This is a genomic window from Kosakonia pseudosacchari (assembly GCF_015167415.1).
GTDB classification, from domain to species: Bacteria; Pseudomonadota; Gammaproteobacteria; order Enterobacterales; family Enterobacteriaceae; genus Kosakonia; species Kosakonia pseudosacchari.
Genome location: NZ_CP063425.1, coordinates 2,300,677 through 2,325,371, shown reverse-complemented (window position 1 = coordinate 2,325,371; position 24,695 = coordinate 2,300,677). Strand labels below are relative to the sequence as shown.

Here is a 24,695-nt window from a genome sequence, read left to right as displayed (position 1 = left end):
ACGCCCCTTCTGCCTGTCAATTTGTGCGGCCAATATCGCATGCACAATCTGCCAACGCGTGCAGGCAGGAAAATGTTGTCTGCGTTATCCGCAACCCCTGCTGCGGGTGTATATCAGCCCGGCAGACGTGCCGCCGCCGGGCTTTATCGTCTTACTCTCCCGCCAGCCGCTGATAGTGGGCAAAACGCTGCTTCGCATCCTGTTCAGTTTGTGCAAACAGTTGCTCAGCCAGTGAAGGTGAGATGCGTTCGAGCGAGGCATAGCGCACTTCGCCGAGCAGAAACTCGCGAAAATCCTCTTCCGGCTCGTCGGAGTCGAGAATAAACGGGTTTTTCCCTTTTTCCAGCAGTTGCGGGTTATGACGCCATAAATGCCAGTACCCCGCGTCGACCGCCCGTTTCGCCTCACGCATACTGCATCCCATACCGGTTTTTAACCCGTGGTTGATGCACGCGGCATAGGCAATCACCAGCGACGGCCCCGGCCAGGCTTCCGCCTCGGCAAGCGCCCGCAATGTCTGGGCTTTATCCGCGCCCATCGCCACCTGCGCGACATACACATTGCCGTAGTTAACCGCCATCATGCCGAGATCTTTTTTGCGCGTACGCTTGCCTTCAGCGGCAAATCTGGCGATGGCGGCCGCAGGGGTGGATTTTGACGACTGCCCGCCGGTATTGGAGTAAACCTCGGTATCAAACACCAGAACATTGACATCCTCACCGGAAGCCAGCACGTGATCCAGTCCGCCGAAGCCAATGTCATACGCCCAGCCGTCGCCGCCAAAAATCCACTGCGATCGTTTGGCGAAATAGTCGCGGTTTTGATAGAGCCGGTTGAGCAGCGGATCATCGCCCTTCTGCTGTTCAAGTAACGCGCTGAGCTGCCCGGCGCGCGCCTGCGTCCCGTCGCCAAGATCTTTATGCTCCAGCCACTGGCGCAGCGCCTGCTCAAGATCGGCACCGAGCGGTAACGCCAGCGCTTTTTGCGCATCGCTGGCGATCTGTTCGCGTATTGCGCGACCGCCCAGCATCATGCCAAGGCCATACTCGGCGTTATCTTCAAACAACGAGTTCGCCCACGCCGGTCCCTGGCCTTTATGGTTTGTTGTCCACGGAATGGACGGTGCGCTGGCTCCCCAGATTGACGAACAGCCTGTGGCATTGGCGATCATCATCCGGTCGCCAAACAGTTGCGTGACCAGCCGTGCATACGGCGTCTCTCCGCACCCGGCGCACGCGCCGGAAAACTCCAGCAGCGGCGTCTCAAACTGGCTGCCTTTGACGGTGGTTTTGCTGAAGGGATTGGTTTTGGGCGATAAACCTAACGCGTGATCCCAGACAGGCACCATCGCCCGCTGGCTCTCCAGGGGTTGCATGGTCAGCGCCTTGCCTTTTGCCGGGCAGATATCCGCGCAGTTACCGCACCCGGAGCAGTCCAGCGGCGAAATCGCCAGATGGTATTCATACCCTTTCGCTCCCTGCGCCGGTTTGCTCAACAGCGCAGGCGGCGCGGCTTGCCGTTCGGCCTCGTCCAGCAGTGCCGGGCGCACCGCCGCATGCGGGCAAATAAACGCACATTGATTGCACTGGGTGCAGCCTTCAGGGTTCCAGACCGGCACCTGCAGGGCGATACCGCGTTTCTCCCAGGCGGCGGTGCCGGGCGGGAAGGTGCCATCTTCCCGGCCAATAAAAGCACTGACCGGCAGTTTGTCGCCGCACTGGCGATTCATGGGCTCAAGGATATCGCGAATGAAGTCCGGCATCAGGCGCTTATCCTCGCTGGCATTATCTTCCAGCCATGCCCAGCGCTCCGGCACCATCACCTCCTGCAGCGCCTCCATGCCGAGATCGATGGCGGCATTGTTCATATCCACCACTTTCTGGCCTTTGCGCCCGTAAGATTTCTCGACGGCCTGCTTCAGATAAGCCGACGCCGTTTGCGGTTCGATAATGCCTGCCAGTTTAAAAAACGCCGCCTGCATCAGCATATTAAAACGCCCGCCCAGCCCCAGCCTGCGGGCGATGTCCACCGCGTTGAGGGTATAAAAGCGCACGCCCTGGCGGGCAATGTAGCGCTTCATCGCATTAGGCAGCCGTGCCTCCAGCTCTTCGCCAAACCAGGTACAGTTGAGCAGAAATGTCCCGCCGGGGTTTAACCCCTCCAGCAGATCATATTTATCGACATACGATTGCTGTGAGCAGGCAATAAAATCAGCTTTATTAATCAGATAGGGCGAGGTGATGGGGCGTTCGCCAAAACGCAGATGCGATACGGTAATGCCGCCGGATTTTTTCGAGTCATAGGCAAAATAGGCCTGCGCATACATCGGCGTGTTGTCACCGATTATCTTAATCGCACTCTTATTGGCGCTGACGGTGCCATCCGATCCCAGACCCCAGAATTTACAGGCGGTGATCCCCTCGCGTGAAACCTCTACGTCCCAGGCAGGCAGCGGCAGCGATGTGTGGGTGATGTCGTCATAAATACCCAGCGTAAAGCCATCTTTTGGCAGCGGTTTTTTCAGGTTTTCAAACACCGAGACAATATCCCCCGGCAGCACATCTTTACCGCCCAGCCCGTAGCGCCCGCCGACAATTAACGGCGCGTTATCATGGTGGTAAAAGGCATTTTTCACATCCAGACATAACGGCTCGGCCTGCGCACCCGGCTCTTTGGTGCGATCGAGCACCGCGATGCGTTTCACGCTGGGCGGGATCCGGGCAAAGAAATGCGCCAGCGAAAACGGGCGAAACAGATGCACCGTCAGCAGGCCGACTTTTTCACCGCTGTCGCAAAGGGCGTCCACGACATCCGAAATGGTGTCGCACACCGACCCCATCGCCACAATAATTTGTTCAGCATCTTCCGCGCCGTAGTAATCAAATAAATGGTATTCCCGCCCGGTAAGGGCAAAGATCTCCGCCATATAGTTTTCGACAATTTCCGGCAAGGCATCGTAATAGCGGTTAGCCGCTTCGCGTGCCTGGAAGTAGATATCCGGGTTTTGCGCCGTCCCGCGGATCACCGGATGTTCCGGGTTCAGCGCATTGCGGCGAAAGTGGTTCAGCGCATCGTTATCCAGCAGCGGCGCCAGTTCGTCATACTCCAGCACCTCGATTTTCTGGATCTCGTGTGACGTACGAAACCCGTCGAAAAAGTTGATAAACGGCACACGACCTTTGATTGCCGACAGATGCGCCACCGCCGAGAGATCCATCACCTGCTGGACATTGCTCTCAGCCAGCATCGCGCAGCCGCACTGGCGCACCGCCATCACATCCTGGTGGTCGCCAAAAATGTTCAGCGAATTTGTCGCCAGCGCCCTCGCGCTCACGTGAAACACGCCGGGCAGCAGTTCACCGGCGATTTTGTACAGATTAGGGATCATCAATAACAATCCCTGCGACGCGGTGTAGGTGGTGGTGAGCGCCCCGGCCTGCAGCGCGCCGTGTACCGCGCCTGCCGCCCCCGCTTCCGACTGCATCTCCATTAAACGCACCGGCTGGCCAAACAGGTTTTTTTTACCCGCCGCCGCCCACTCATCGACGTTTTCCGCCATCGGCGTGGAGGGCGTAATGGGGTAAATCGCCGCGACATCGGTAAAGGCATAGGAGATCCAGGCTGCCGCTGCGTTGCCATCCATCGTTTTCATCTTTCCGGACATTGCTCGTTCCTCGGTTCTAAGAGGTGATAATGCCCTCGCTATTGCACAGCCTGTGCCATCTCAGTTTTTTTATTTAATACAAGCAATTAGTGACCGGAGCCGGAAAGGGATTGCGGGGAATAAGACAGCGGACGCGACAGCTTGTTGAACTGCCGACAAAGTGTCACGCCTTGCAGTACAGGCGTTAGCCGCAAACAGAATTGTGCTGTTTCGTACAATTGGTCAGGTGATTGTGAACTCTTTGTTCCTTCCCTTCGCCGCGACAAAACAGTAAACCCATAAGAATCAAAACATTAACCAATATGGCATGGCTGGTATGTTCCCTGCACAAGGTGATGTGGCAAACACATAACCAACAGGAGAAACACCATGACCATGCGTCAATGCGCCATTTACGGCAAAGGTGGGATCGGTAAATCGACCACCACACAGAACCTGGTCGCCGCGCTGGCGGAGATGGGTAAGAAAGTCATGATTGTCGGCTGCGATCCGAAAGCCGACTCCACGCGTTTGATCCTGCATGCGAAAGCGCAGAACACCATTATGGAGATGGCCGCCGAAGTCGGCTCCGTCGAAGACCTGGAATTAGAAGACGTGCTGCAAATCGGTTACGGCGGCGTGCGCTGCGCGGAATCCGGTGGCCCGGAGCCAGGTGTGGGCTGTGCCGGTCGTGGCGTGATCACCGCGATTAACTTCCTCGAAGAAGAAGGCGCTTACGTGCCGGATCTGGATTTTGTTTTCTACGACGTGCTGGGCGACGTGGTATGCGGTGGTTTCGCCATGCCGATTCGTGAAAACAAAGCGCAGGAGATCTACATCGTTTGCTCCGGCGAAATGATGGCGATGTACGCCGCCAATAACATCTCCAAAGGCATCGTGAAATATGCCAAATCCGGTAAAGTGCGCCTCGGCGGGCTGATTTGTAACTCGCGCCAGACCGACCGCGAAGATGAACTCATCATTGCGCTGGCGGAAAAACTCGGCACGCAAATGATCCACTTTGTTCCCCGCGACAACATTGTGCAGCGTGCGGAAATTCGCCGTATGACGGTTATCGAATATGACCCGACCTGCAATCAGGCCAACGAATATCGCAGCCTTGCCAGCAAAATCGTCAACAACACCAAAATGGTGGTACCAACCCCCTGCACCATGGATGAACTGGAAGAACTGCTGATGGAGTTCGGCATTATGGATGTGGAAGACGCCAGCATCATTGGTAAAACCGCCGCCGAAGAAAACGCCGTCTGACCACAGGAGCACATCCATGAGCAATGCAACAGGCGAACGTAACCTGGAAATCATCGAGCAAGTGCTGGAGGTTTTCCCGGAAAAGACGCGCAAAGAGCGCAGAAAACACATGATGGTGACGGACCCGGAGCAGGAGAGCGTCGGCAAGTGCATCATCTCTAACCGCAAATCGCAGCCGGGCGTGATGACCGTGCGTGGCTGCTCGTATGCCGGATCAAAAGGGGTGGTATTTGGGCCAATCAAAGATATGGCGCATATCTCCCACGGCCCGATCGGCTGCGGGCAGTACTCCCGAGCCGGGCGGCGTAACTACTATACCGGCGTCAGCGGCGTGGACAGTTTCGGCACGCTCAACTTCACCTCCGATTTTCAGGAGCGTGACATCGTGTTTGGCGGCGACAAAAAGCTCGCCAAACTGATTGAAGAGCTGGAAGAACTGTTTCCGCTGACCAAAGGCATTTCGATTCAGTCGGAATGCCCGGTCGGCCTGATTGGCGATGATATTGAGGCCGTGGCGAACGCCAGCCGCAAAGCCATCAACAAACCGGTTATTCCGGTGCGTTGCGAAGGCTTTCGCGGCGTGTCGCAATCCCTCGGTCACCATATTGCCAACGATGTGATCCGCGACTGGGTGCTGGATAACCGCGAAGGCAAACCGTTTGAATCCACCCCTTACGATGTGGCGATCATCGGCGATTACAACATCGGTGGTGATGCCTGGGCCTCGCGCATTTTGCTCGAAGAGATGGGGTTGCGGGTGGTCGCGCAGTGGTCCGGCGACGGTACGCTGGTGGAGATGGAAAACACGCCGTTCGTCAAACTGAACCTGGTGCACTGCTACCGCTCGATGAACTACATCTCGCGCCATATGGAGGAGAAGCACGGTATTCCATGGATGGAATACAACTTCTTTGGCCCGACGAAAATCGCGGAATCGCTGCGCAAAATCGCCGACCTGTTCGACGATACCATTCGCGCCAACGCCGAAGCGGTGATCGCCCGATACCAGGCGCAGAACGACGCCATTATCGCCAAATATCGCCCACGTCTGGAGGGTCGCAAAGTGTTGCTCTATATGGGCGGGCTGCGTCCGCGCCATGTGATTGGCGCCTATGAAGATCTGGGAATGGAGATCATCGCCGCCGGTTATGAGTTTGGTCATAACGACGATTACGACCGCACCCTGCCGGATCTGAAAGAGGGCACGCTGCTGTTTGATGACGCCAGCAGCTATGAGCTGGAGGCGTTTGTCAACGCGCTGAAACCGGATCTCATCGGTTCCGGCATCAAAGAGAAGTACATCTTTCAGAAAATGGGCGTGCCGTTTCGCCAGATGCACTCCTGGGATTACTCCGGCCCGTACCACGGCTATGACGGCTTCGCCATCTTCGCCCGCGATATGGATATGACGCTCAACAACCCCGCCTGGGGTCAGTTGACCGCGCCTTGGCTGAAATCCGCCTGATTTTTATCCTGTTATCCCGTCTGTTCACCGATTTGTGGCGCGGGAGGAGAACACCATGAGCCAGACTGCTGAGAAAATACAGAATTGCCATCCCCTGTTTGAACAGGACGCCTACCAGACACTATTTGCCGGTAAACGGGCACTCGAAGAGGCGCACTCGCCGGAGCGGGTGCAGGAAGTGTTTCAATGGACCACCACCCCGGAATACGAAGCGCTGAACTTCAAACGCGAAGCGCTGACTATCGACCCGGCAAAAGCCTGCCAGCCGCTGGGGGCGGTGCTCTGTTCGCTGGGGTTTGCCAACACCCTGCCGTATGTGCACGGTTCACAGGGTTGTGTGGCCTATTTCCGTACGTACTTTAACCGCCACTTCAAAGAACCGGTGGCCTGCGTGTCGGATTCGATGACGGAAGACGCGGCCGTGTTCGGCGGGAATAACAACCTCAACACCGGGTTACAAAACGCCAGCGCACTGTATAAACCGGAGATTATCGCCGTCTCTACCACCTGTATGGCGGAAGTGATCGGTGATGACTTGCAGGCTTTTATCGCCAACGCCAAAAAAGATGGTTTTCTCGATGCCGCCATCCCCGTGCCCTACGCCCACACCCCCAGTTTTATCGGTAGCCATATCACCGGCTGGGACAACATGTTTGAAGGTTTTGCCCGTACCTTTACCGCAAACCATCAGCCACAGCCCGGTAAACTTTCCCGCCTGAACCTGGTGACCGGGTTTGAAACCTATCTTGGCAATTTCCGCGTGCTGAAACGCATGATGGAACAAATGGAGGTACAGGCGAGTGTGCTCTCCGATCCGTCGGAGGTGCTGGACACCCCCGCCAATGGCCATTACCAGATGTACGCGGGCGGGACGACGCAGCAAGAGATGCGCGAGGCACCAGACGCCATCGACACCCTGCTGCTGCAACCGTGGCAGCTGGTGAAAAGCAAAAAAGTGGTGCAGGAGATGTGGAATCAGCCCGCCACCGAGGTTGCCATTCCCGTCGGACTGGCAGGCACAGACGAACTGTTGATGGCGATTAGCCAGTTAACCGGCAAAGCCATTCCCGATTCGCTGGCGCTGGAGCGCGGGCGGCTGGTCGATATGATGCTCGACTCCCACACCTGGCTGCACGGTAAAAAATTCGGTCTGTTTGGCGATCCGGATTTTGTCATGGGATTGACCCGCTTCCTGCTGGAACTGGGCTGCGAACCTGCCGTCATCCTCTGCCATAACGGTAACAAACGCTGGCAAAAAGCGATGAAGAAAATGCTCGATGCTTCACCGTACGGCCAGGAGAGCGAAGTGTTTATCAACTGCGACTTGTGGCATTTCCGCTCGCTGATGTTCACCCGCCAGCCGGATTTTATGATTGGCAACTCCTACGCCAAGTTTATTCAGCGCGACACCTTAGCCAAGGGCGAACAGTTTGAAGTCCCGCTGATCCGCCTCGGTTTTCCGCTGTTCGACCGTCACCATCTGCACCGCCAGACCACCTGGGGCTACGAGGGCGCGATGAGCATTCTCACGACGCTGGTGAATGCGGTACTGGAGAAAGTGGACAAAGAGACCATCAAGCTCGGCAAAACCGACTACAGCTTCGATCTTATCCGTTAACCATCAAACGCCCCGCGCCACGCGGGGCCCGGGAGGCTCTATGCCGGTCATTATTCTTCGCCAGCGCGGCGCGGATCTGTACTGCTATATCGCAAAACAGGATCTGGAAGCCCGCGTATTACAGGTTGAACATGACACGCCGGAACACTGGGGCGGCGCGCTTGAACTTGAAGGGGGACGCCGTTATTACGTCAATCTGCAACCCGGCCGCCCTGCTTTTCCGCTCAGTCTGCGCGCCACCCGCGACGCACAGGTATAAGGAGGTGAGCAATGTCCGACAACGATACGCTGTTCTGGCGGATGCTGGCGCTGTTTCAGTGCCTGCCGGAGCTGCAGCCAGCGCAAATCATGGCGTGGCTTACCCACAGCAGCGATGAAGTGCTGACACCCGATGGGCTGGCCGCACTCGAATTACCGCAACTGGAAGCCCATTTCCCCTATGCGGAAGCCCTGATGTCAAACGGCCGCTGGGCGCGGGTAAAAGCCTGTCTGCGCGGCGAACTGCCAGCGCATTTGCAGGTGCAGGCGGGCAAAGCCCGCCATCCGCAATTGATGGCGGCCTTCTGCTCGCAGGATGGACTTACCATTAATGGTCATTTCGGCCAGGGACGCCTTTTCTTTATTTACGGGTTTGATGACCAGGGCAACTGGCTACATGACCTGCGCCGCTACCCTTCTCACCCGCAAAATCAGGAACCGAATGAAATCCGCGCGCAGTTACTCCACGACTGCCATTTGCTGTTTTGTGAAGCGATCGGCGGCCCGGCGGCCGCACGGTTGATTCGTCATCATATTCACCCGATGAAAGTGTCACCGGGCAATACCATTTTGTCCCAGTGCGCCGCCATCCAGAACTTACTGGCCGGACCGTTACCGCCGTGGCTGGCGAAACGGCTGGAACGCGCGAATCCGCTGGAAGCGCGGGTATTTTAAACTGCCCCCTCAGGGGGCGTTTTTTTGCGTGAGCATTGCGCCAATTGTCTGCTTTGTCACAAAGCGCACAACACTTTCTCCTTACAAATCAATCACTCTTTTCTGGCTTGCGATTTGCACTTTTCCCCCTAACCCAAGCAGAAAATGAGGTGATGATGAAGGGGAACGACATCCTGGCTCTGCTCGATGAACCAGCCTGCGAGCATAACCATAAACAGAAAACCGGCTGTAGCGCGCCAAAACCCGGTGCCACCGCCGGAGGCTGCGCCTTCGACGGCGCACAGATCACCCTGCTGCCACTTTCCGATGTAGCGCATCTGGTACATGGCCCGATTGGCTGCGCCGGCAGCTCATGGGATAACCGTGGCAGCCTGAGTTCTGGCCCGCTGATTAACCGACTCGGATTCACCACTGATTTGAACGAACAGGATGTCATCATGGGGCGCGGCGAGCGGCGGTTGTTTCACGCGGTGCGCCATATTGTCGAGCGCTATCACCCGGCGGCGGTATTTATTTACAACACCTGTGTTCCGGCTATGGAAGGCGATGACATTGACGCTGTCTGCCAGGCCGCCGCGACCGCCACCGGTGTGCCCGTGATTGCCGTAGATGTGGCCGGTTTTTACGGTAGCAAAAACCTGGGTAATCGCCTCGCGGGCGAGGTGATGGTGAAAAAAGTTATCGGCGGGCGCGAACCCGCGCCGTGGCCGGAAAATACACCTTTTGCCCCGGCGCACCGCCATGACATTGGCCTGATTGGCGAATTTAACATCGCCGGCGAGTTCTGGCATATCCAGCCGCTGCTTGATGAGCTGGGTATTCGCGTCCTTGGCTCCCTTTCCGGCGACGGGCGCTTTGCCGAGATCCAGACGTTGCACCGCGCACAGGTCAATATGCTGGTGTGCTCCAGGGCACTGATCAATGTCGCCAGATCGCTTGAACAACGTTATGGCACACCCTGGTTTGAAGGCAGTTTTTATGGCGTTCGCGCCACCTCCGATGCCCTGCGCCGGCTGGCAACACTCACCGGCGATAGCGATTTAATGGCGCGAACCGAACGGCTGATCGCACGTGAAGAGCAAGCCACAGAACAGGCGCTGGCACCGCTGCGTGAACGGTTACGCGGCCGGAAAGTGCTGCTCTATACCGGTGGCGTTAAATCCTGGTCGGTGGTTTCGGCACTGCAGGATCTCGGCATGACGGTCGTTGCTACCGGAACGCGCAAATCCACCGAAGAGGATAAACAGCGCATCCGTGAACTGATGGGCGATGACGCCATCATGCTGGATGAAGGCAATGCCCGCGCCTTGCTGGATGTGGTCTATCGCTACAAAGCCGACATGATGATCGCGGGCGGGCGCAACATGTACACCGCCTATAAAGCGCGTCTGCCCTTTCTGGATATCAACCAGGAGCGTGAACACGCGTTTGCCGGTTATCGCGGCATCATCGCGCTTGCCGAACAACTTTGCCAGACGCTGGAAAGCCCGGTCTGGCCGCAAACACATGCCCGCGCCCCGTGGCAATAAGGAGCTCTCAATGGCTGATATTGTTCGTAGTAAAAAACCGCTGGCGGTGAGCCCGATAAAAAGCGGCCAGCCGCTGGGGGCGATCCTCGCAAGCCTGGGGTTCGAACAGTGCATACCGCTGGTACACGGCGCTCAGGGGTGCAGCGCGTTCGCGAAAGTGTTCTTTATTCAACATTTTCACGACCCGATCCCGCTGCAATCGACGGCGATGGACCCGACTTCCACCATTATGGGCGCCGATGAAAACATTTTTACAGCGCTCAATGTTCTCTGCCAGCGCAACGCCGCGAAAGCCATCGTGTTGCTCAGCACCGGGCTGTCAGAAGCCCAGGGCAGCGATATTTCGCGGGTGGTGCGCCAGTTTCGTGATGACTTTCCGCGGCATAAAAACGTGGCGCTGCTCACCGTCAACACCCCGGATTTCTACGGCTCGCTGGAAAACGGCTACAGCGCCGTGCTGGAAAGCATGATTGAACAGTGGGTGCCCGTGCAGCCCGTCGCCAGCCTGCGCAACCGCCGCGTCAACCTGCTGGTCAGCCATTTACTGACGCCGGGCGATATCGAACTGTTGCGCAGTTACGTGGAAGCATTCGGTCTGCAACCGGTGATCGTGCCGGATCTGTCGCTGTCGCTGGACGGACATCTGGCCAACGGTGATTTTTCGCCCGTCACCCAGGGGGGAACACCGCTGCGCATGATTGAACAGATGGGGCAAAACCTGGCCACCTTCGTGATTGGCCACTCGCTGGGGCGTGCAGCAGCGTTACTGGCGCAGCGCAGCCGTGGCGAGGTGATCGCCCTGCCGCATCTGATGACGCTTGATGCGTGCGACACCTTTATCCATCGCCTGAAAACCCTCTCCGGGCGCGACGTGCCCGCGTGGATTGAGCGCCAGCGCGGGCAAGTGCAGGATGCGATGATCGATTGCCATATGTGGTTGCAGGGCGCGGCTATCGCCATGGCTGCCGAAGGCGATCACCTGGCGGCGTGGTGCGATTTCGCCCGCAGCCAGGGCATGATCCCCGGCCCGATTGTCGCGCCGGTCAGCCAGCCGGGGTTGCAAAATCTGCCGGTTGAAACGGTGGTCATCGGCGATCTGGAAGATATGCAGGATCGGCTTTGCGCGACGCCCGCCGCGTTACTGGTGGCCAATTCTCATGCCGCCGATCTCGCCGCGCAGTTTGATATGTCGCTTATCCGCGCCGGGTTTCCGGTGTATGACCGGCTGGGGGAATTTCGTCGGCTGCGCCAGGGGTATAGCGGCATTCGTGACACGCTGTTTGAGCTGGCGAATGTGATGCGCGAACGCCATCGCCCGCTTGCAACCTACCGCTCGCCGCTGCGTCAGCGCTTCGGCGACAACGTTACGCCAGGAGATCGGTATGCCGCATGTTAATCGTCAGTTCAGCACCATTTGCCAGGGCGAATGGTCAATGAAAGTCGCCTTTGCCAGTTCGGATTATCACCATGTGGATCAACATTTTGGCGCCACGCCAAAATTAGTGATCTATGGCGTGAAACAACACGAGGTCACGCTGTTGCGGGTGGTGGATTTCTCGGTGCTCGCCGGGCACCAGCAAGAGAAGCTCGATTGTCGCATTCACGCGCTGGAAGATTGCGTCACGCTCTACTGCGTGGCGATTGGTGAAGCGGTTTTTCGCCAGCTTTTGCAAATCGGCGTACGCGCGGTTCGCGTGCCGCAAGAGACCACCATTGCCGGGCTGTTACAGGAAATTCAGCACTACTGGTATGACAAAGAGCAGCGCAAAACCGCCCGCAACCCGCAACGCTTCGCCCGCATGCTCCAGGAACAAACATGGCAGGAAGAGGATGAAGGTTAGCCACACGCCGTGTCGGATGTGTGACAAAGCCAACATAAAATCGCGACACAGCGCCGGGTTTTATGTTGGCCTTTAAATTTATCACATTGAAATATAACGATTTTCCCATCTGGTACTGCTTTTGCTTGGTTGTCATTACCCGCCGTTGATTGAGGCGGTGAAATGCGCCACGGCGCTTTCCGTCATCTCTCCTGGGAGCCAGGCACATGTGGAATTACTCCGAGAAAGTGAAAGATCATTTTTTTAATCCCCGTAACGCGCGGGTCGTGGATAACGCCAACGCCGTGGGCGATGTGGGATCGTTAAGCTGTGGCGATGCGCTGCGGCTGATGCTTCGCGTGGACCCGCAAAGTGAAACCATCCTCGAAGCCGGGTTTCAGACATTTGGCTGCGGCAGCGCGATTGCCTCCTCTTCCGCACTCACCGAGCTGATTATCGGGCGCACGCTGGCGCAGGCCGAGCAGGTGACCAACCAGCAGATTGCGGATTACCTTGATGGCCTGCCGCCGCAAAAAATGCACTGCTCGGTGATGGGTCAGGAGGCGCTGCGGGCGGCGATTGCCCACTACCGTGGCGAAACGCTGATCGATGAGCACGAAGAAGGCGCGCTGATTTGCAAATGCTTCGGCGTCGATGAGGGACAAATTCGCCGGGCAGTGTTAAGCAACGGGCTGACCACCCTTGAAGAGGTGATCAACTACACCAAAGCGGGCGGCGGCTGCACCGCGTGCCATGAAAAAATTGAACTGGCGCTGGCCGATATTCTCGCCCAACACCCGCAGGCCGCTACGGCTATCGCCACAGAAAACGATCCGCACTGGCAGGAAGTTGTCGATGCGATCACCGAATTACGTCCGCATATCCAGGCCGATGGCGGCGATATGTCGCTGCTTAGCGTCAACAATCACACCGTCACCGTCAGCCTTTCCGGGAGTTGCAGCGGCTGCATGATGACCGACATGACGCTTGCCTGGCTACAGCAAAAACTGATGGAGCGTACCGGCTGTTATATGGACGTCGTGGCCGCCTGAGCCACCACATGTCACCCGATGGGGGAGAAAATATGAAACAGGTCTATCTGGACAATAACGCCACCACCCGAATCGACCCGATGGTGCTGGAAGCGATGATGCCATTCTTAACCGAACATTACGGTAACCCGTCGTCGATTCACGACTTTGGCACCCCCTCCCGCGCGGCGCTTGAACGCGCACGCCAGCAAGTCGCCGCGCTGCTGGGTGCCGATCACAGTAGCGAAATCATCTTCACCTCCTGTGCGACCGAGGCCACCAGCACCGCACTGCACGCCTGCGTTGAGCTGATGCCGGAGCGCCGGGAAATTATTACCACCGCCGTTGAACATCCGGCCACCCTCGCCGTGTGCGAACATCTGGAACGCCAGGGCTACCTTATCCATCGTATTGGCGTGAATAGCAGTGGCGCACTGGATATGGAACAGTATCGCCGCGCATTGAGCACGCGTGTGGCGGCGGTCAGCGTGATGTGGGCGAATAATGAAACCGGCGTGCTGTTTCCGGTTATCGAGATGGCCGCTATGGCGCAGGAATATGGCGCGCTGTTTCACTGCGACGCGGTACAAGTGGTGGGCAAAATCCCGCTGGATATCGCCCGCACGCAGATCGATATGCTCTCCTGCTCGGCGCACAAACTGCACGGGCCAAAAGGTGTGGGTTGCCTCTATTTGCGCCGTGGCACCCGCTTTCGACCGCTATTGCGCGGTGGGCATCAGGAACGTGGTCGCCGTGCTGGTACGGAGAATATCGCCGGGATTGTCGGCATGGGGGCGGCATGCGAACTGGCGCAGATACACCTGCCGGGTAGCGTGGGCATTGCCAGCCTGCGCGATCGCCTGCAAAACGAACTGATAACACGGGTGCCGTCCGTCATGGTGATGGGGGGCGATCAACCCCGCGTCCCCGCCACGGCGAACCTGGCGTTCGAGTTTATCGAAGGGGAAGCCATTTTACTGCTCCTCAACCAGGCGGGGATCGCCGCCTCCAGCGGTAGCGCCTGCACTTCAGGCTCGCTGGAACCGTCGCATGTGATGCGGGCGATGAACATTCCCTACACGGCGGCGCATGGCAGTATTCGTTTTTCACTCTCGCGCTATACGCGGGCAAAAGAGATCGACTATGTGATAGAGACGCTGCCTGCCATTATTACCCGTCTGCGCGCGCTTTCACCGTACTGGCAGGACGGCCCGACATCCGCCACCTTTACGCCGGTTTATGGCTAAGGCGGCGATATGTCCAGGGTACTGATCAATGACACCACGCTGCGCGACGGCGAGCAGAGCCCCGGTGTTGCCTTTCGCGCCAGCGAGAAAATCGCCATTGCCGAAGCGCTGTTTGCCGCCGGCGTGACCGCGCTGGAAATTGGCACCCCGGCGATGGGCCGCGAAGAACGTCAGCGGATGCAACACGTGCGTCAGCAACTGCCTGACGCCACGTTAATGGCCTGGTGTCGCATGAACACCGACGAAATCACCCAGAGCGCCGATCTCGGCATGGACTGGGTGGATATCTCGCTGCCCGCCTCCGACAAACTGCGGCAATACAAATTGCGCGAACCGCTACCAATGGTGCTCGATAAGCTGGCTACGCTGATTACCCATGCGCGACAGCAGGGGTTACAGGTCTGTATTGGTTGCGAGGACGCATCACGCGCAAGCGATCGAACCTTAGCGGACATTGCCCACGTTGCCAGCCGCGCAGGCGCGCAGCGGGTGCGTTTTGCCGATACCCTCGGCCTGCTCGATCCCTTCACCACCGCACAGCGCATCAGCGCCCTGCGTCAATGCTGGGCCGGTGAAATTGAAATGCATGCCCATAACGATCTCGGTATGGCGACCGCCAATACGCTGGCGGCGGTTCGCGCCGGAGCCACCAGTGTGAATACGACCGTGCTGGGGCTTGGCGAACGCGCCGGTAACGCCGCGCTGGAAACCGTCGCGCTCGGTCTGAACCGCTGTCTGGGGCTGGATAGCGGCGTGGATTTCACGCAATTACCGTTGCTTTGCCAGCAGGTCGCCGATGCCGCCCGGCGTCCCATTGACCCACAGCAGCCGCTGATTGGCGCACAGGTGTTTACCCATGAATCCGGCGTGCATGTCGCCGCCCTGCTGCGCGATCGCGAAAGCTACCAGGCCATTGATCCGGCGCTCGTCGGGCGTGAGTACCGGCTGGTGCTCGGTAAGCACTCCGGACGGCAGGCCGTGGAAGGCGTGTTTACCCGGCTGGGCTACCACCTTAACGCCCTGCAAGTCGACCTGCTGTTGCCCGCCATTCGCCGCGTGGCGGAAAGCAGCAAACGCATACCGCAAGACGATGAACTGATTGCGCTTTACACCACACTGTGTGGCACAAGCGCGCCGCACCTGGCGAGGAGCTAAAAATGGAGTGGTTTTATCAGATCCCCGGCGTGGCTGAACTCGACAGCGCCGAGTCCTTTTTTACCTTTTTCTCCGTGCCTTATGAACCGCAGACGCTGCGCCGTTGCTGCCTGCCGGTGCTGCGCGAATTTCACCAGCGCCTGCGCAGTAATGTGCCGCTGCGTAATCTGCTCGAAACCACGCCCCGCGAGCCCTGGTTACTGGCGCGCAGGCTGCTGGCGGAAAGCTACGCGCACTGTGCAACGGAGCAGACATCATGAAACGACAGTATGCGTTCGGCGAAGAAGTCCGCGTGAGTCGCACTATCCGCAACGATGGCACCATGCCAGGTTACCGGCGCGGCGATGTGCTGGTGCGCCGCGGGAGCACGGGTTTTGTCCGTGAATGCGGCATTTTCCTGATGGAAAAAGTTATCTATCACATCCATTTTCCTGACAGCGGTTTGATTGTTGGCTGCCGTGAACAGGAACTGCTCCCGCTTTCCGCGCCCTGGCACGCCGGGCAGTTCCAGTACGGTGATACCGTCGCCTGCCGCCACGCGCTGGCTGTCGGCGATGACATCGTTGTGGCCGCCGGAGAACAAGGGCAAATCACCGCCACGGGCCAGGGAGAGGATGCAGATAGTTACACCGTCACTTTTTCCGGGCGCTGGTTTCAGGTTTCTGCCAGCGCCATGATCTTGCTGGAGACGCCACAATGATGCCGTGGGAACGTTTCGCCCGCCGACGCCTGGCGCTAACCCGCTGGCACTGCGAACCGGAAAACATCCCGGCAGCACAACAACCGGCATTTGATCGCGCCTGGGCGCGCCAGCGCCAGCTTGAACTGGCGGTCGTGGCGATGACGCGCGACGCAACCATTCCTGACGATCTGCATCATGCCGTGGCCACATCGCTGGCCGCACAGCTTGATGAAAGCCCGTTTTCCCCTGCCGAGCGCCAGGCGGTGATTGCGCATCACGCCCGTCTGGAAACGCAGTTTGCCGAGGTTGCCAGCAAAGCTCCCGTCCCGGATGACGCGAGCGTGCTGCGCTGGTATCAGCAACATCAGGCACAATTTATGCGCCCGGAACAACGCTTAACCTCGCACCTGCTGCTGACCGCAGAGCAAAATAGCGTCGGGATAAGAAACCAGATCACCCGTTTTTATCAGCAAATCCGTGACAATCGCGCTGCGTTTTCCCGGCTGGCAACGCGCCATTCGCACTGCCCCAGCGCGCTGGAAGGTGGGCGTCTGGGCTGGGTAAGTCGTGGCCTGCTGTTTACTGAACTGGAAAATGCGCTGTTTGCGCTGCAAACGGACGAGGTCAGCCAGCCTGTCGAAACGGCGCTGGGCTGGCATTTGTTGTGGTGTGAACAGATCCGCCAACCGGCACTGATGGCGAAGGCAGACGCGCTGGCGAAAGCGCGGGAGTATTTGCGCCGTCAGTCGCAACAGCAGTGGCAACGCCAGTGGCTGGCGTCGTTATTACAGGCACGCTGAAAAGCCCGGTGATCGTTACTCGACCGGGCTTCAGGCATTAGAGGATCAGCGGTTTCAGCGTCTCCAGCCATGCATCGATGCGTTCATCGGTCAGGTCGTACTGGTTATCCTGATCCAGTACCAGGCCAATAAAGTTCTCCGCCTCAAGCGCGGACGATGAACCAAAGGTATAGCCCTCATTGGGCCAGTGGCCGACCATTTGCGCCCCGCAGCTTTTCAGCGTGTCGTAGAGCGGGCGCAGACCGCTGGCGAAATTATCCGGGTAACCCACCTGATCGCCCAGACCAAACAGCGCCACCGTTTTACCACGCAGGCTATCGCCCGGCAGTTGGGTGACAAACTCACTCCAGGACTCATCCTCACAACCGGCAGCCAGCCCCGGCAGTTGCCCGTCGCCCAGCGTCGGGGTGCCTAATACCAGCACCGGATAAGAGAGAAAAGTGTCGACATCGGTCCGGTTGATATTGACCGGCGCATCCGCCAGCTCGCCCAGTTTTTGGTGGATCTGTTTGGCGATTTTGCGGGTCTTGCCGGTGTCGGTGCCGAAAAAAATACCAATATTTGCCATAACACACGCTCCTGTTGAAAAAGAGATCCCGCGGGGAAAATGCGGTGAACATGTCAGCTATTGCGAAGAGTGTGCCAGTTTTGCTCACGGGCAAAAGCTGCACCAGAATGGGTATTAATGCACCAGCCTGGCGCTTTTTTTCGCGGCACGTCCCCTCGCTAATGCCCGTCTGGCGCGGCTTTGACGCTGATAAAGCGCTGAATACCGATCTGGATCAAGGTTTTGTCGGGTTATCGTCCAAAAGGTGCACTCTTTGCATGGTTATAAGTGCCTGACATGGTGTCCGGGCGAACGTCGCCAGGTGGCACAAATTGTCAGAACTACGACACGACTAACCGACCGCAGGAGTGTGCGATGACCCTGAATATGATGATGGATGCCAGCGCGCCCGAGGCCATCGCCGGTGCGCTTTCGCAACAACATCCTGGGCTGTTTTTTACCATCGTTGAAGAAGCCCCCGTCGCTATTTCACTAACCGATGCCGAGGCACGTATTGTCTATGCCAACCCGGCATTCTGCCGCCAGACCGGCTATGAGCTTGAGGAGTTGTTGCAGCAAAATCCCCGCCTGCTTGCCAGTCAGCAAACCCCACGGGAAATCTACCAGGATATGTGGCACACCCTGTTACAACGCCGACCATGGCGCGGGCAATTGATCAACCGCCACCGTGACGGCAGCCTTTTTCTGGTTGAGATCGATATCACCCCGGTGATTAACCCGTTTGGCGAACTGGAACACTACCTGGCCATGCAGCGCGATATCAGCGCCGGTTATGCGCTGGAGCAGCGGTTGCGTAATCACATGGCGCTGACCGAAGCGGTGCTGAATAACATTCCGGCGGCGGTGGTCGTGGTCGATGAACGCGATCGTGTGGTTATGGATAACCTCGCCTATAAAACCTTCTGTGCTGATTGCGGCGGAAAAGAGCTACTGAGCGAACTCCATTTTTCAGCCCGTAAAGCGGAGCTGGCAAACGGCCAGGTCTTACCGGTGGTGCTGCGCGGCGCGGTGCGCTGGTTGTCGGTCACCTGCTGGGCGCTGCCAGGCGTCAGCGAAGAAGCCAGTCGCTACTTTATTGATAATACCTTGACGCGCACGCTGGTGGTCATCACCGACGACACCCAGCAGCGCCAGCAGCAAGAGCAAGGACGGCTTGACCGCCTTAAACAGCAGATGACCAGCGGCAAACTGCTGGCGGCGATCCGCGAAGCGCTTGACGCCGCGCTGATCCAGCTTAACTGCCCCATCAATATGCTGGCGGCAGCGCGGCGTTTAAACGGCAGTGATAACAGCAACGTAGCGCTGGACGCCGCGTGGCGCGAAGGTGAAGAAGCGATGGCGCGGCTGAAACGGTGCCGCCCGTCGCTGGAGCTGGAAAGTGCCGCCGTCTGGCCGCTGCAACCCTTTTTTGACGACTTGCGCGCGCTTTATCACACCCGCTACGAGCAGGGTAAAAATTTGCAGGTCACGCTGGATTCGACGCATCTGGTGGGATTTGGTCAGCGAACCCAACTGCTGGCCTGCCTGAGTCTGTGGCTCGATCGCACGCTGGATATTGCCGCCGGGCTGCGTGATTTCACCGCCCAAACGCAGATTTACGCCCGGGAAGAAGCGGGCTGGCTCTCGTTGTATATCACTGACAATGTGCCGTTGATTCCGCTGCGCCATACCCATTCGCCGGATGCGCTTAACGCACCGGGAAAAGGTATGGAGTTGCGGCTGATCCAGACGCTGGTAGCGCATCACAACGGCGCGATAGAACTCACTTCACGCCCCGAAGGGGGAAGCTGCCTGACCCTACGATTCCCGCTATTTCATTCACTGACCGGAGGTTCAAAATGACCCAGCGAACCGAGTCGGGTAATACCGTCTGGCGCTTCGATTTATCCCAGCAGTTCACCGCGATGCAGCGGATAAGCGTGGTTCTCAGCCGGGCGACCGAGGTTGAACAGACACTCCAGCAGGTGCTGTGCGTATTGCACAATGACGCCTTTTTGCAGCACGGCATGATCTGTCTGTACGACAGCCAGCAGGCGATTTTGACTATTGAAGCGTTGCAGGAAGCCGATCAGCAGTTGATCCCCGGCAGCTCGCAAATCCGCTACCGTCCGGGCGAAGGGCTGGTCGGGACGGTGCTTTCGCAGGGGCAATCGTTAGTGCTGGCGCGAGTGGCTGACGATCAGCGCTTTCTTGACCGCCTGGGACTGTATGATTACAACCTGCCGTTTATCGCCGTGCCGCTGATAGGGCCGGATGCGCAGACTTTTGGCGTGCTGACGGCGCAACCGATGGCGCGTTACGAAGAGCGGTTACCCGCCTGCACCCGCTTTCTGGAAACGGTTGCGAATCTGGTGGCGCAGACCGTGCGTTTGATGACGCCGCCGGCAGCACGCCCTTCCCCACGCGCTGCCATCACGCCGACAGCCAGCCCGAAATCGTGCAGTACTTCACGCGCGTTCGGCTTCGAAAATATGGTCGGCAACAGCCCGGCAATGCGCCAGACCATGGAGATTATCCGTCAGGTTTCGCGCTGGGACACCACCGTTCTGGTGCGCGGCGAGAGCGGCACCGGTAAGGAACTGATTGCCAACGCCATTCACCATAATTCACCGCGCGCCAGTGCGCCGTTTGTGAAATTCAACTGTGCGGCGCTGCCGGACACATTGCTTGAAAGCGAATTGTTCGGTCATGAAAAAGGGGCCTTTACCGGTGCGGTACGCCAGCGTAAAGGCCGTTTTGAGCTGGCCGATGGCGGCACGCTGTTTCTTGACGAAATTGGGGAAAGCAGCGCCTCGTTTCAGGCTAAGCTGCTGCGCATTTTGCAGGAGGGCGAAATGGAACGTGTCGGCGGTGACGAGACATTGCAAGTGAATGTGCGCATCATTGCCGCGACGAACCGCAACCTTGAAGATGAAGTACGCCTGGGACACTTTCGCGAAGATCTCTATTACCGCCTGAATGTGATGCCTATCGCCCTGCCGCCGCTGCGCGAGCGCCAGGAGGACATCGCAGAATTGGCACATTTTCTGGTGCGTAAAATCGCCCACAACCAGAACCGCACGCTGCGCATTAGTGAGGGCGCTATCCGCTTGCTGATGAGCTACAGCTGGCCCGGCAATGTGCGCGAACTGGAAAACTGCCTTGAGCGCTCTGCGGTGATGTCGGAAAACGGTCTGATCGATCGGGACGTGATTTTATTTAATCATCGCGACCAGCCAGCCAAACCGCCGGTTATCAGCGTCACGCACGACGATAACTGGCTCGATAACACCCTTGACGAGCGCCAGCGGCTGATTGCCGCGCTGGAAAAAGCGGGATGGGTACAAGCCAAAGCCGCCCGCTTGCTGGGGATGACGCCACGCCAGGTCGCTTATCGTATTCAGACCATGGATATAACCCTGCCAAGGCTATAACGGCGGTTGTGGCATTCGGTACATTGTCAGCCAAATGCCACAAAACCGACAACCTCTCAAAATAAATATCACTGTTTTTCAATGTGTTGTATCAGGAACAGGATTTGCAACCACCAGGGATAATTCCGTAAACGGAGGTACTTTCCATGATGTCCTGTTCATCCACCGCAGGCGGTTCACGGTGTCAGTCAGCGCCGTCTGAGCCGCTTTCTGCTGCCATCGCCGGTAAAGTGGCGCTGCACCCGTGCTACTCAAAAAGCGGTCATCACCGCTTTGCGCGTATGCATTTACCGGTAGCGCCCGCCTGTAACCTGCAATGTAACTACTGCAATCGCAAATTCGATTGCAGCAACGAATCCCGGCCTGGCGTCTCCTCCTCGCTGTTAACCCCCGAACAGGCGGTGGCGAAAGTACGGCAGGTTGCGACGGCTATCCCGCAACTTTCGGTGGTGGGCATCGCCGGACCTGGCGATCCGCTGGCGAACCTCGCACGCACTTTCACCACGCTTGAGATGGTGCGTGAACAACTGCCGGATATGAAATTGTGCCTCTCCACCAACGGATTGATGCTGCCTGACGCCGTTGATCGGCTGGTCAGCCTCGGTGTCGATCACGTCACGGTGACCATCAATACGCTCGATGCGGAGATTGCCGCGCGGATCTACGCCTGGCTGTGGCTGGAAGGTGAACGGTACTGCGGACGCGAAGCGGGTGAAATATTAATAGCCCGCCAACTGGAGGGCGTTCGTCGCCTGACGGCGCAAGGCGTGCTGGTGAAAATCAACTCGGTGCTGATCCCCGGCATCAACGATTTCGCGCTGGCCGATGTCAGCCGCGAACTGCGCGGGGCTGGCGCGTTTATTCATAACATTATGCCGCTGATAGCCCGACCGGAGCACGGCACGGTTTTTGGTCTTAACGGCCAGGCGGAACCCGATGCAGAGATGGTCGCGCGCGTGCGCGAAAGCTGTGGCGAAGTGATGCCGCAAATGACGCACTGCCAGCAGTGCCGCGCGGATGCGATTGGCATGCTCGGCGAAGATCGCAGCCAGCAATTTGCCCTGGTGCCCGTAGAATCCGCCCCGCAGCCGTGGTTGCCGACGCTGTTTCGCCGCGCGCAGCTTCACGCCAGTCTCGTCACCAAAGGCGAATCCGATGACGCGGAAGCCTGTCTGGTGGCGGTGGCGTCGACGCATGGCGAGCTGATCGACTGCCATTTTGGCCATGCGGATCGCTTTCGTATTTACAGTTTATCGGCTGCGGGCGCCGTGTTGGTCAACGAGCGATTCACACCGAAATATTGCCAGGGTACGGAGAGTTGTGAGCCGCAGGAAAGCGATGCGCGAATGGACGCCGTGCTCGACTTGCTGGCCGATGTGAAAGCGGTTTTCTGCGCCCGTATCGGCTACGAACCGTGGCAAAAATTGCAATCACGCGGTATTCAGCCCTGCGTCGATGATGCCTGGCAACCGGTCGCTTCCTCGCTGTTACGCTGGTGGCAAACGGTGCCGACAAAGGGGCAAAACAAGGGGGTGGCATGATGCCCGTTGATTACTGGCTACGACGTTTGTTGTGGCTTTACCTGCACGGTGAAGGTTGCTACCCGGAAAGAATGGGCTTAAGCGTGGGCGACTGGGAAAACTTGCAGGCGCGTTTCGCCCCGCCTGCGCCAGAAATGCCTGCGGACTGCCGTCTGCGGCAAAAGCTGATGAGCGAACTTAACGCCACGCGCGCTAAAGAGCGCGCTGAACTGGCACAGTGGCTGGCGTGCCATATGTCGGCCGATGCCGCACCGATGCAGCACATTATTGCCAGTGTCTCACTGGCTTTTAATCACCTGTGGCAGGATCTGGGGCTCAGCTCGCGCGCGGAGCTACGAGAGTTAATGAGCGATTGCTTCGCCCCGCTTGTTGAGATGAACAGCAACAATATGCGCTGGAAAAAATTTTTCTACCGCCAGCGTTGTCTGCATAGCGAAGGTGAAGTGGTTTGCCGCTCACCGAGTTGTGATGCCTGCTGCGAGCGCCCGCTCTGTTTTGAACCCTCGTAACGAAACCAGCCTGATGTTGCGGTAATCAGGCTTTAACACCGCGCCAAAACCCGCGCCGCCTGTACACGTCCCGCTTTGCTGTCCTATTCTTTCACCATAAAAGTCAAATATTATGCCGCAGTCACACGGTTCCGGTAGCCAGGGTGTTAATGTTGCTTATATATTTGGAAAACTTATACAAAAGTACACGGTGTGCGAGGTGGCGAATGTATTCTTTTGTGGCCAGACAGGCGATTTTTGATAAGCAATTGAACACCGTCGGTTACGAACTCCTCTTTCGGAACAGCATGGATAACCGCTTCCCCGATATGTCTGCGGAACAGGCCACCACGCAGTTAATCGAAGAGCAGTTCCTCAGTGCGCCGGTGGGCCGTAAGAGCGACAACAGTACGGTTTACGTCAATTTTCCCTACCAGCTGCTGGTGGAAGGCCTCGCGGAAACACTGCCAATAAACCGCGTGGTGATTGAAATTCTGGAAAACGCCGAGCCGGATATCAAACTGCTGGAAACCGTTAAACGGATGCACACGCTGGGATTTCGCATTGCGCTGGATGATTTCGAACCCGGAAACCAGTGGGAAGCCTTTATGCCCTATGTCAATGTGATTAAATTTGACATAAGGCGAAGCTCGCGCGAAAAAATTAGCGACTATATCCTCGCCAATCGGGAATTATTGCGCCATGCGGTTTTTCTGGCTGAGAAAGTGGAAACTTACGAAGAGTTTGAGACCTTTAAAAAATTGGGTTTTCATCTTTTTCAGGGCTATTTTTTCAGCAAACCTGTCGTCACCCGGAGAAATAAACTGGCGCAAAATCGTGCGTTTGCCCTGAAACTGATGCAGGAAGTTAACGTTGAATCACCCAATTTAAACAAAATAGAAGATTTGCTGAAACGCGATGTGTCCCTCTCTTTTAAAATTATGCGTTATGCGCAAAACATTTTATATAACACGCGCGGCATTAGCGGTTTTCGCAATCAATCCCTGCGCGATATCGTGGTCTACCTTGGCATCGGTGAAATGCGCCGCTTTGTCCTGGTCGCCTGTCTGACCTCCTTTGAGGATGTCACTAACACCGAAATCTATTACCTGAGCCTGATCCGCGCCAAGTTCTGCGAACTGGTGGCGGCGCGTACCTCGACCAATAACATCGCTAACGACGCCTTTATGGTGGGCCTCTTCTCGCTGCTGGATGTGATCCTTGGGTTGCCGCTGGAGGAGCTGGTGGCGCAAATCGCTGTCTCGCCGGAGGTGGCCAGAGCGCTTGAAGCCAACAGCGGCGAACTCTATCCCTACGTGCAGCTGGCGCGCCTGTACGAGCAACGGATGTGGGATGAAGCCAGCGATGTGGCACATGAAATTGGCTTACCTAATTCGGCGATTTCAGAGCTGATGAACCAGGCAGCAAAATGGGCAGATGAACTGCCGATTACTATTTCCCATTAATTTTTCTGCGCACTGAACACAGTG

21 protein-coding genes are annotated in these 24,695 nt (G+C 57.6%); 19 read left to right on the top strand and 2 right to left on the bottom strand.

What is annotated here, in order from left to right; genetic code table 11:
* Nucleotides 1-151: 151 nt before the first annotated feature.
* Nucleotides 152-3,664 carry a pyruvate:ferredoxin (flavodoxin) oxidoreductase gene (gene nifJ, locus IP581_RS10930; RefSeq protein WP_193822539.1) on the bottom strand — a complete coding sequence of 1,171 codons (3,513 nt, stop codon included), beginning with the start codon at nt 3,662-3,664 and terminating at the stop codon, nt 152-154.
* A gap of 369 nt (nt 3,665-4,033) precedes the next feature.
* Here nifJ and nifH point away from each other — a divergent pair, with 369 nt between their 5' ends.
* The 14 genes from nifH (at nt 4,034) to nifM (ending at nt 17,195) form a co-directional block, all read left to right on the top strand.
* Nucleotides 4,034-4,915: a nitrogenase iron protein gene (gene nifH / locus IP581_RS10925; protein ID WP_017456751.1), complete on the top strand. Its 882-nt coding sequence runs from the start codon at nt 4,034-4,036 to the stop codon at nt 4,913-4,915.
* Nucleotides 4,916-4,931: 16 nt separating this feature from the next.
* Entirely contained in the window at nt 4,932-6,380 is a 1,449-nt protein-coding gene (gene nifD, locus IP581_RS10920; protein ID WP_017456750.1) for a nitrogenase molybdenum-iron protein alpha chain, read from the top strand.
* Nucleotides 6,381-6,435: 55 nt separating this feature from the next.
* Nucleotides 6,436-7,998: a nitrogenase molybdenum-iron protein subunit beta gene (nifK, locus tag IP581_RS10915; protein WP_086869120.1), complete on the top strand. Its 1,563-nt coding sequence runs from the start codon at nt 6,436-6,438 to the stop codon at nt 7,996-7,998.
* Between the two features lie 40 nt (nt 7,999-8,038).
* Nucleotides 8,039-8,257, top strand: coding sequence for a putative nitrogen fixation protein NifT (nifT, locus tag IP581_RS10910; RefSeq protein WP_017456748.1), 219 nt, complete (start codon nt 8,039-8,041; stop codon nt 8,255-8,257).
* A gap of 11 nt (nt 8,258-8,268) precedes the next feature.
* A complete protein-coding gene (locus IP581_RS10905; RefSeq protein WP_193822538.1) occupies nt 8,269-8,931 on the top strand; it encodes a NifB/NifX family molybdenum-iron cluster-binding protein in 663 nt (220 codons plus the stop codon).
* Between the two features lie 155 nt (nt 8,932-9,086).
* Nucleotides 9,087-10,460 carry a nitrogenase iron-molybdenum cofactor biosynthesis protein NifE gene (gene nifE / locus IP581_RS10900; RefSeq protein ID WP_193822678.1) on the top strand — a complete coding sequence of 458 codons (1,374 nt, stop codon included), beginning with the start codon at nt 9,087-9,089 and terminating at the stop codon, nt 10,458-10,460.
* Between the two features lie 10 nt (nt 10,461-10,470).
* Nucleotides 10,471-11,856 (top strand): nitrogenase iron-molybdenum cofactor biosynthesis protein NifN, encoded by a 1,386-nt coding sequence (nifN, locus tag IP581_RS10895; protein ID WP_193822537.1) that lies wholly within the window; start codon nt 10,471-10,473, stop codon nt 11,854-11,856.
* Entirely contained in the window at nt 11,843-12,301 is a 459-nt protein-coding gene (locus IP581_RS10890) for a NifB/NifX family molybdenum-iron cluster-binding protein (protein ID WP_193822536.1), read from the top strand. Before nifN ends, IP581_RS10890 begins: the two co-directional genes overlap by 14 nt.
* A gap of 206 nt (nt 12,302-12,507) precedes the next feature.
* Nucleotides 12,508-13,332 carry a Fe-S cluster assembly protein NifU gene (gene nifU, locus IP581_RS10885; RefSeq protein ID WP_193822535.1) on the top strand — a complete coding sequence of 275 codons (825 nt, stop codon included), beginning with the start codon at nt 12,508-12,510 and terminating at the stop codon, nt 13,330-13,332.
* 32 nt (nt 13,333-13,364) lie between these two features.
* Nucleotides 13,365-14,558, top strand: a complete 1,194-nt coding sequence (gene nifS, locus IP581_RS10880; RefSeq protein WP_193822534.1) for a cysteine desulfurase NifS — start codon at nt 13,365-13,367, stop codon at nt 14,556-14,558.
* Between the two features lie 9 nt (nt 14,559-14,567).
* Nucleotides 14,568-15,713, top strand: coding sequence for a homocitrate synthase (gene nifV, locus IP581_RS10875; RefSeq protein WP_193822533.1), 1,146 nt, complete (start codon nt 14,568-14,570; stop codon nt 15,711-15,713).
* A 2-nt stretch (nt 15,714-15,715) separates the two neighbouring features.
* Nucleotides 15,716-15,973 carry a nitrogenase-stabilizing/protective protein NifW gene (locus tag IP581_RS10870; protein ID WP_086869136.1) on the top strand — a complete coding sequence of 86 codons (258 nt, stop codon included), beginning with the start codon at nt 15,716-15,718 and terminating at the stop codon, nt 15,971-15,973.
* The gene (locus IP581_RS10865) at nt 15,970-16,413 is read left to right on the top strand and encodes a nitrogen fixation protein NifZ (protein ID WP_193822532.1); all 444 of its coding nucleotides are present in this window, start codon (nt 15,970-15,972) and stop codon (nt 16,411-16,413) included. The genes IP581_RS10870 and IP581_RS10865 overlap by 4 nt, the downstream gene beginning before the upstream one ends.
* Nucleotides 16,410-17,195: a nitrogen fixation protein NifM gene (gene nifM / locus IP581_RS10860; protein ID WP_193822531.1), complete on the top strand. Its 786-nt coding sequence runs from the start codon at nt 16,410-16,412 to the stop codon at nt 17,193-17,195. Before IP581_RS10865 ends, nifM begins: the two co-directional genes overlap by 4 nt.
* A gap of 37 nt (nt 17,196-17,232) precedes the next feature.
* Here the strand turns inward: nifM and IP581_RS10855 are convergent, their stop codons facing one another.
* Nucleotides 17,233-17,763: a flavodoxin gene (locus IP581_RS10855; RefSeq protein ID WP_097400920.1), complete on the bottom strand. Its 531-nt coding sequence runs from the start codon at nt 17,761-17,763 to the stop codon at nt 17,233-17,235.
* A gap of 354 nt (nt 17,764-18,117) precedes the next feature.
* Between IP581_RS10855 and nifL the strand changes: the two genes are divergently transcribed.
* The 5 genes from nifL to IP581_RS10830 all read left to right on the top strand — a co-directional run bounded on the left by nifL (nt 18,118) and on the right by IP581_RS10830 (nt 24,671).
* Nucleotides 18,118-19,605 (top strand): nitrogen fixation negative regulator NifL, encoded by a 1,488-nt coding sequence (gene nifL / locus IP581_RS10850; RefSeq protein WP_193822530.1) that lies wholly within the window; start codon nt 18,118-18,120, stop codon nt 19,603-19,605.
* Entirely contained in the window at nt 19,602-21,176 is a 1,575-nt protein-coding gene (gene nifA, locus IP581_RS10845) for a nif-specific transcriptional activator NifA (protein WP_193822529.1), read from the top strand. Before nifL ends, nifA begins: the two co-directional genes overlap by 4 nt.
* A gap of 146 nt (nt 21,177-21,322) precedes the next feature.
* Nucleotides 21,323-22,717, top strand: coding sequence for a nitrogenase cofactor biosynthesis protein NifB (gene nifB, locus IP581_RS10840; RefSeq protein WP_193822528.1), 1,395 nt, complete (start codon nt 21,323-21,325; stop codon nt 22,715-22,717).
* On the top strand, nt 22,714-23,226 hold the full coding sequence (locus tag IP581_RS10835) for a nitrogen fixation protein NifQ (protein WP_193822527.1): 513 nt from the start codon (nt 22,714-22,716) through the stop codon (nt 23,224-23,226). Before nifB ends, IP581_RS10835 begins: the two co-directional genes overlap by 4 nt.
* Nucleotides 23,227-23,432: 206 nt before the next feature.
* The gene (locus IP581_RS10830; RefSeq protein ID WP_193822526.1) at nt 23,433-24,671 is read left to right on the top strand and encodes an EAL and HDOD domain-containing protein; all 1,239 of its coding nucleotides are present in this window, start codon (nt 23,433-23,435) and stop codon (nt 24,669-24,671) included.
* The last annotated feature ends 24 nt before the right edge of the window (nt 24,672-24,695 follow it).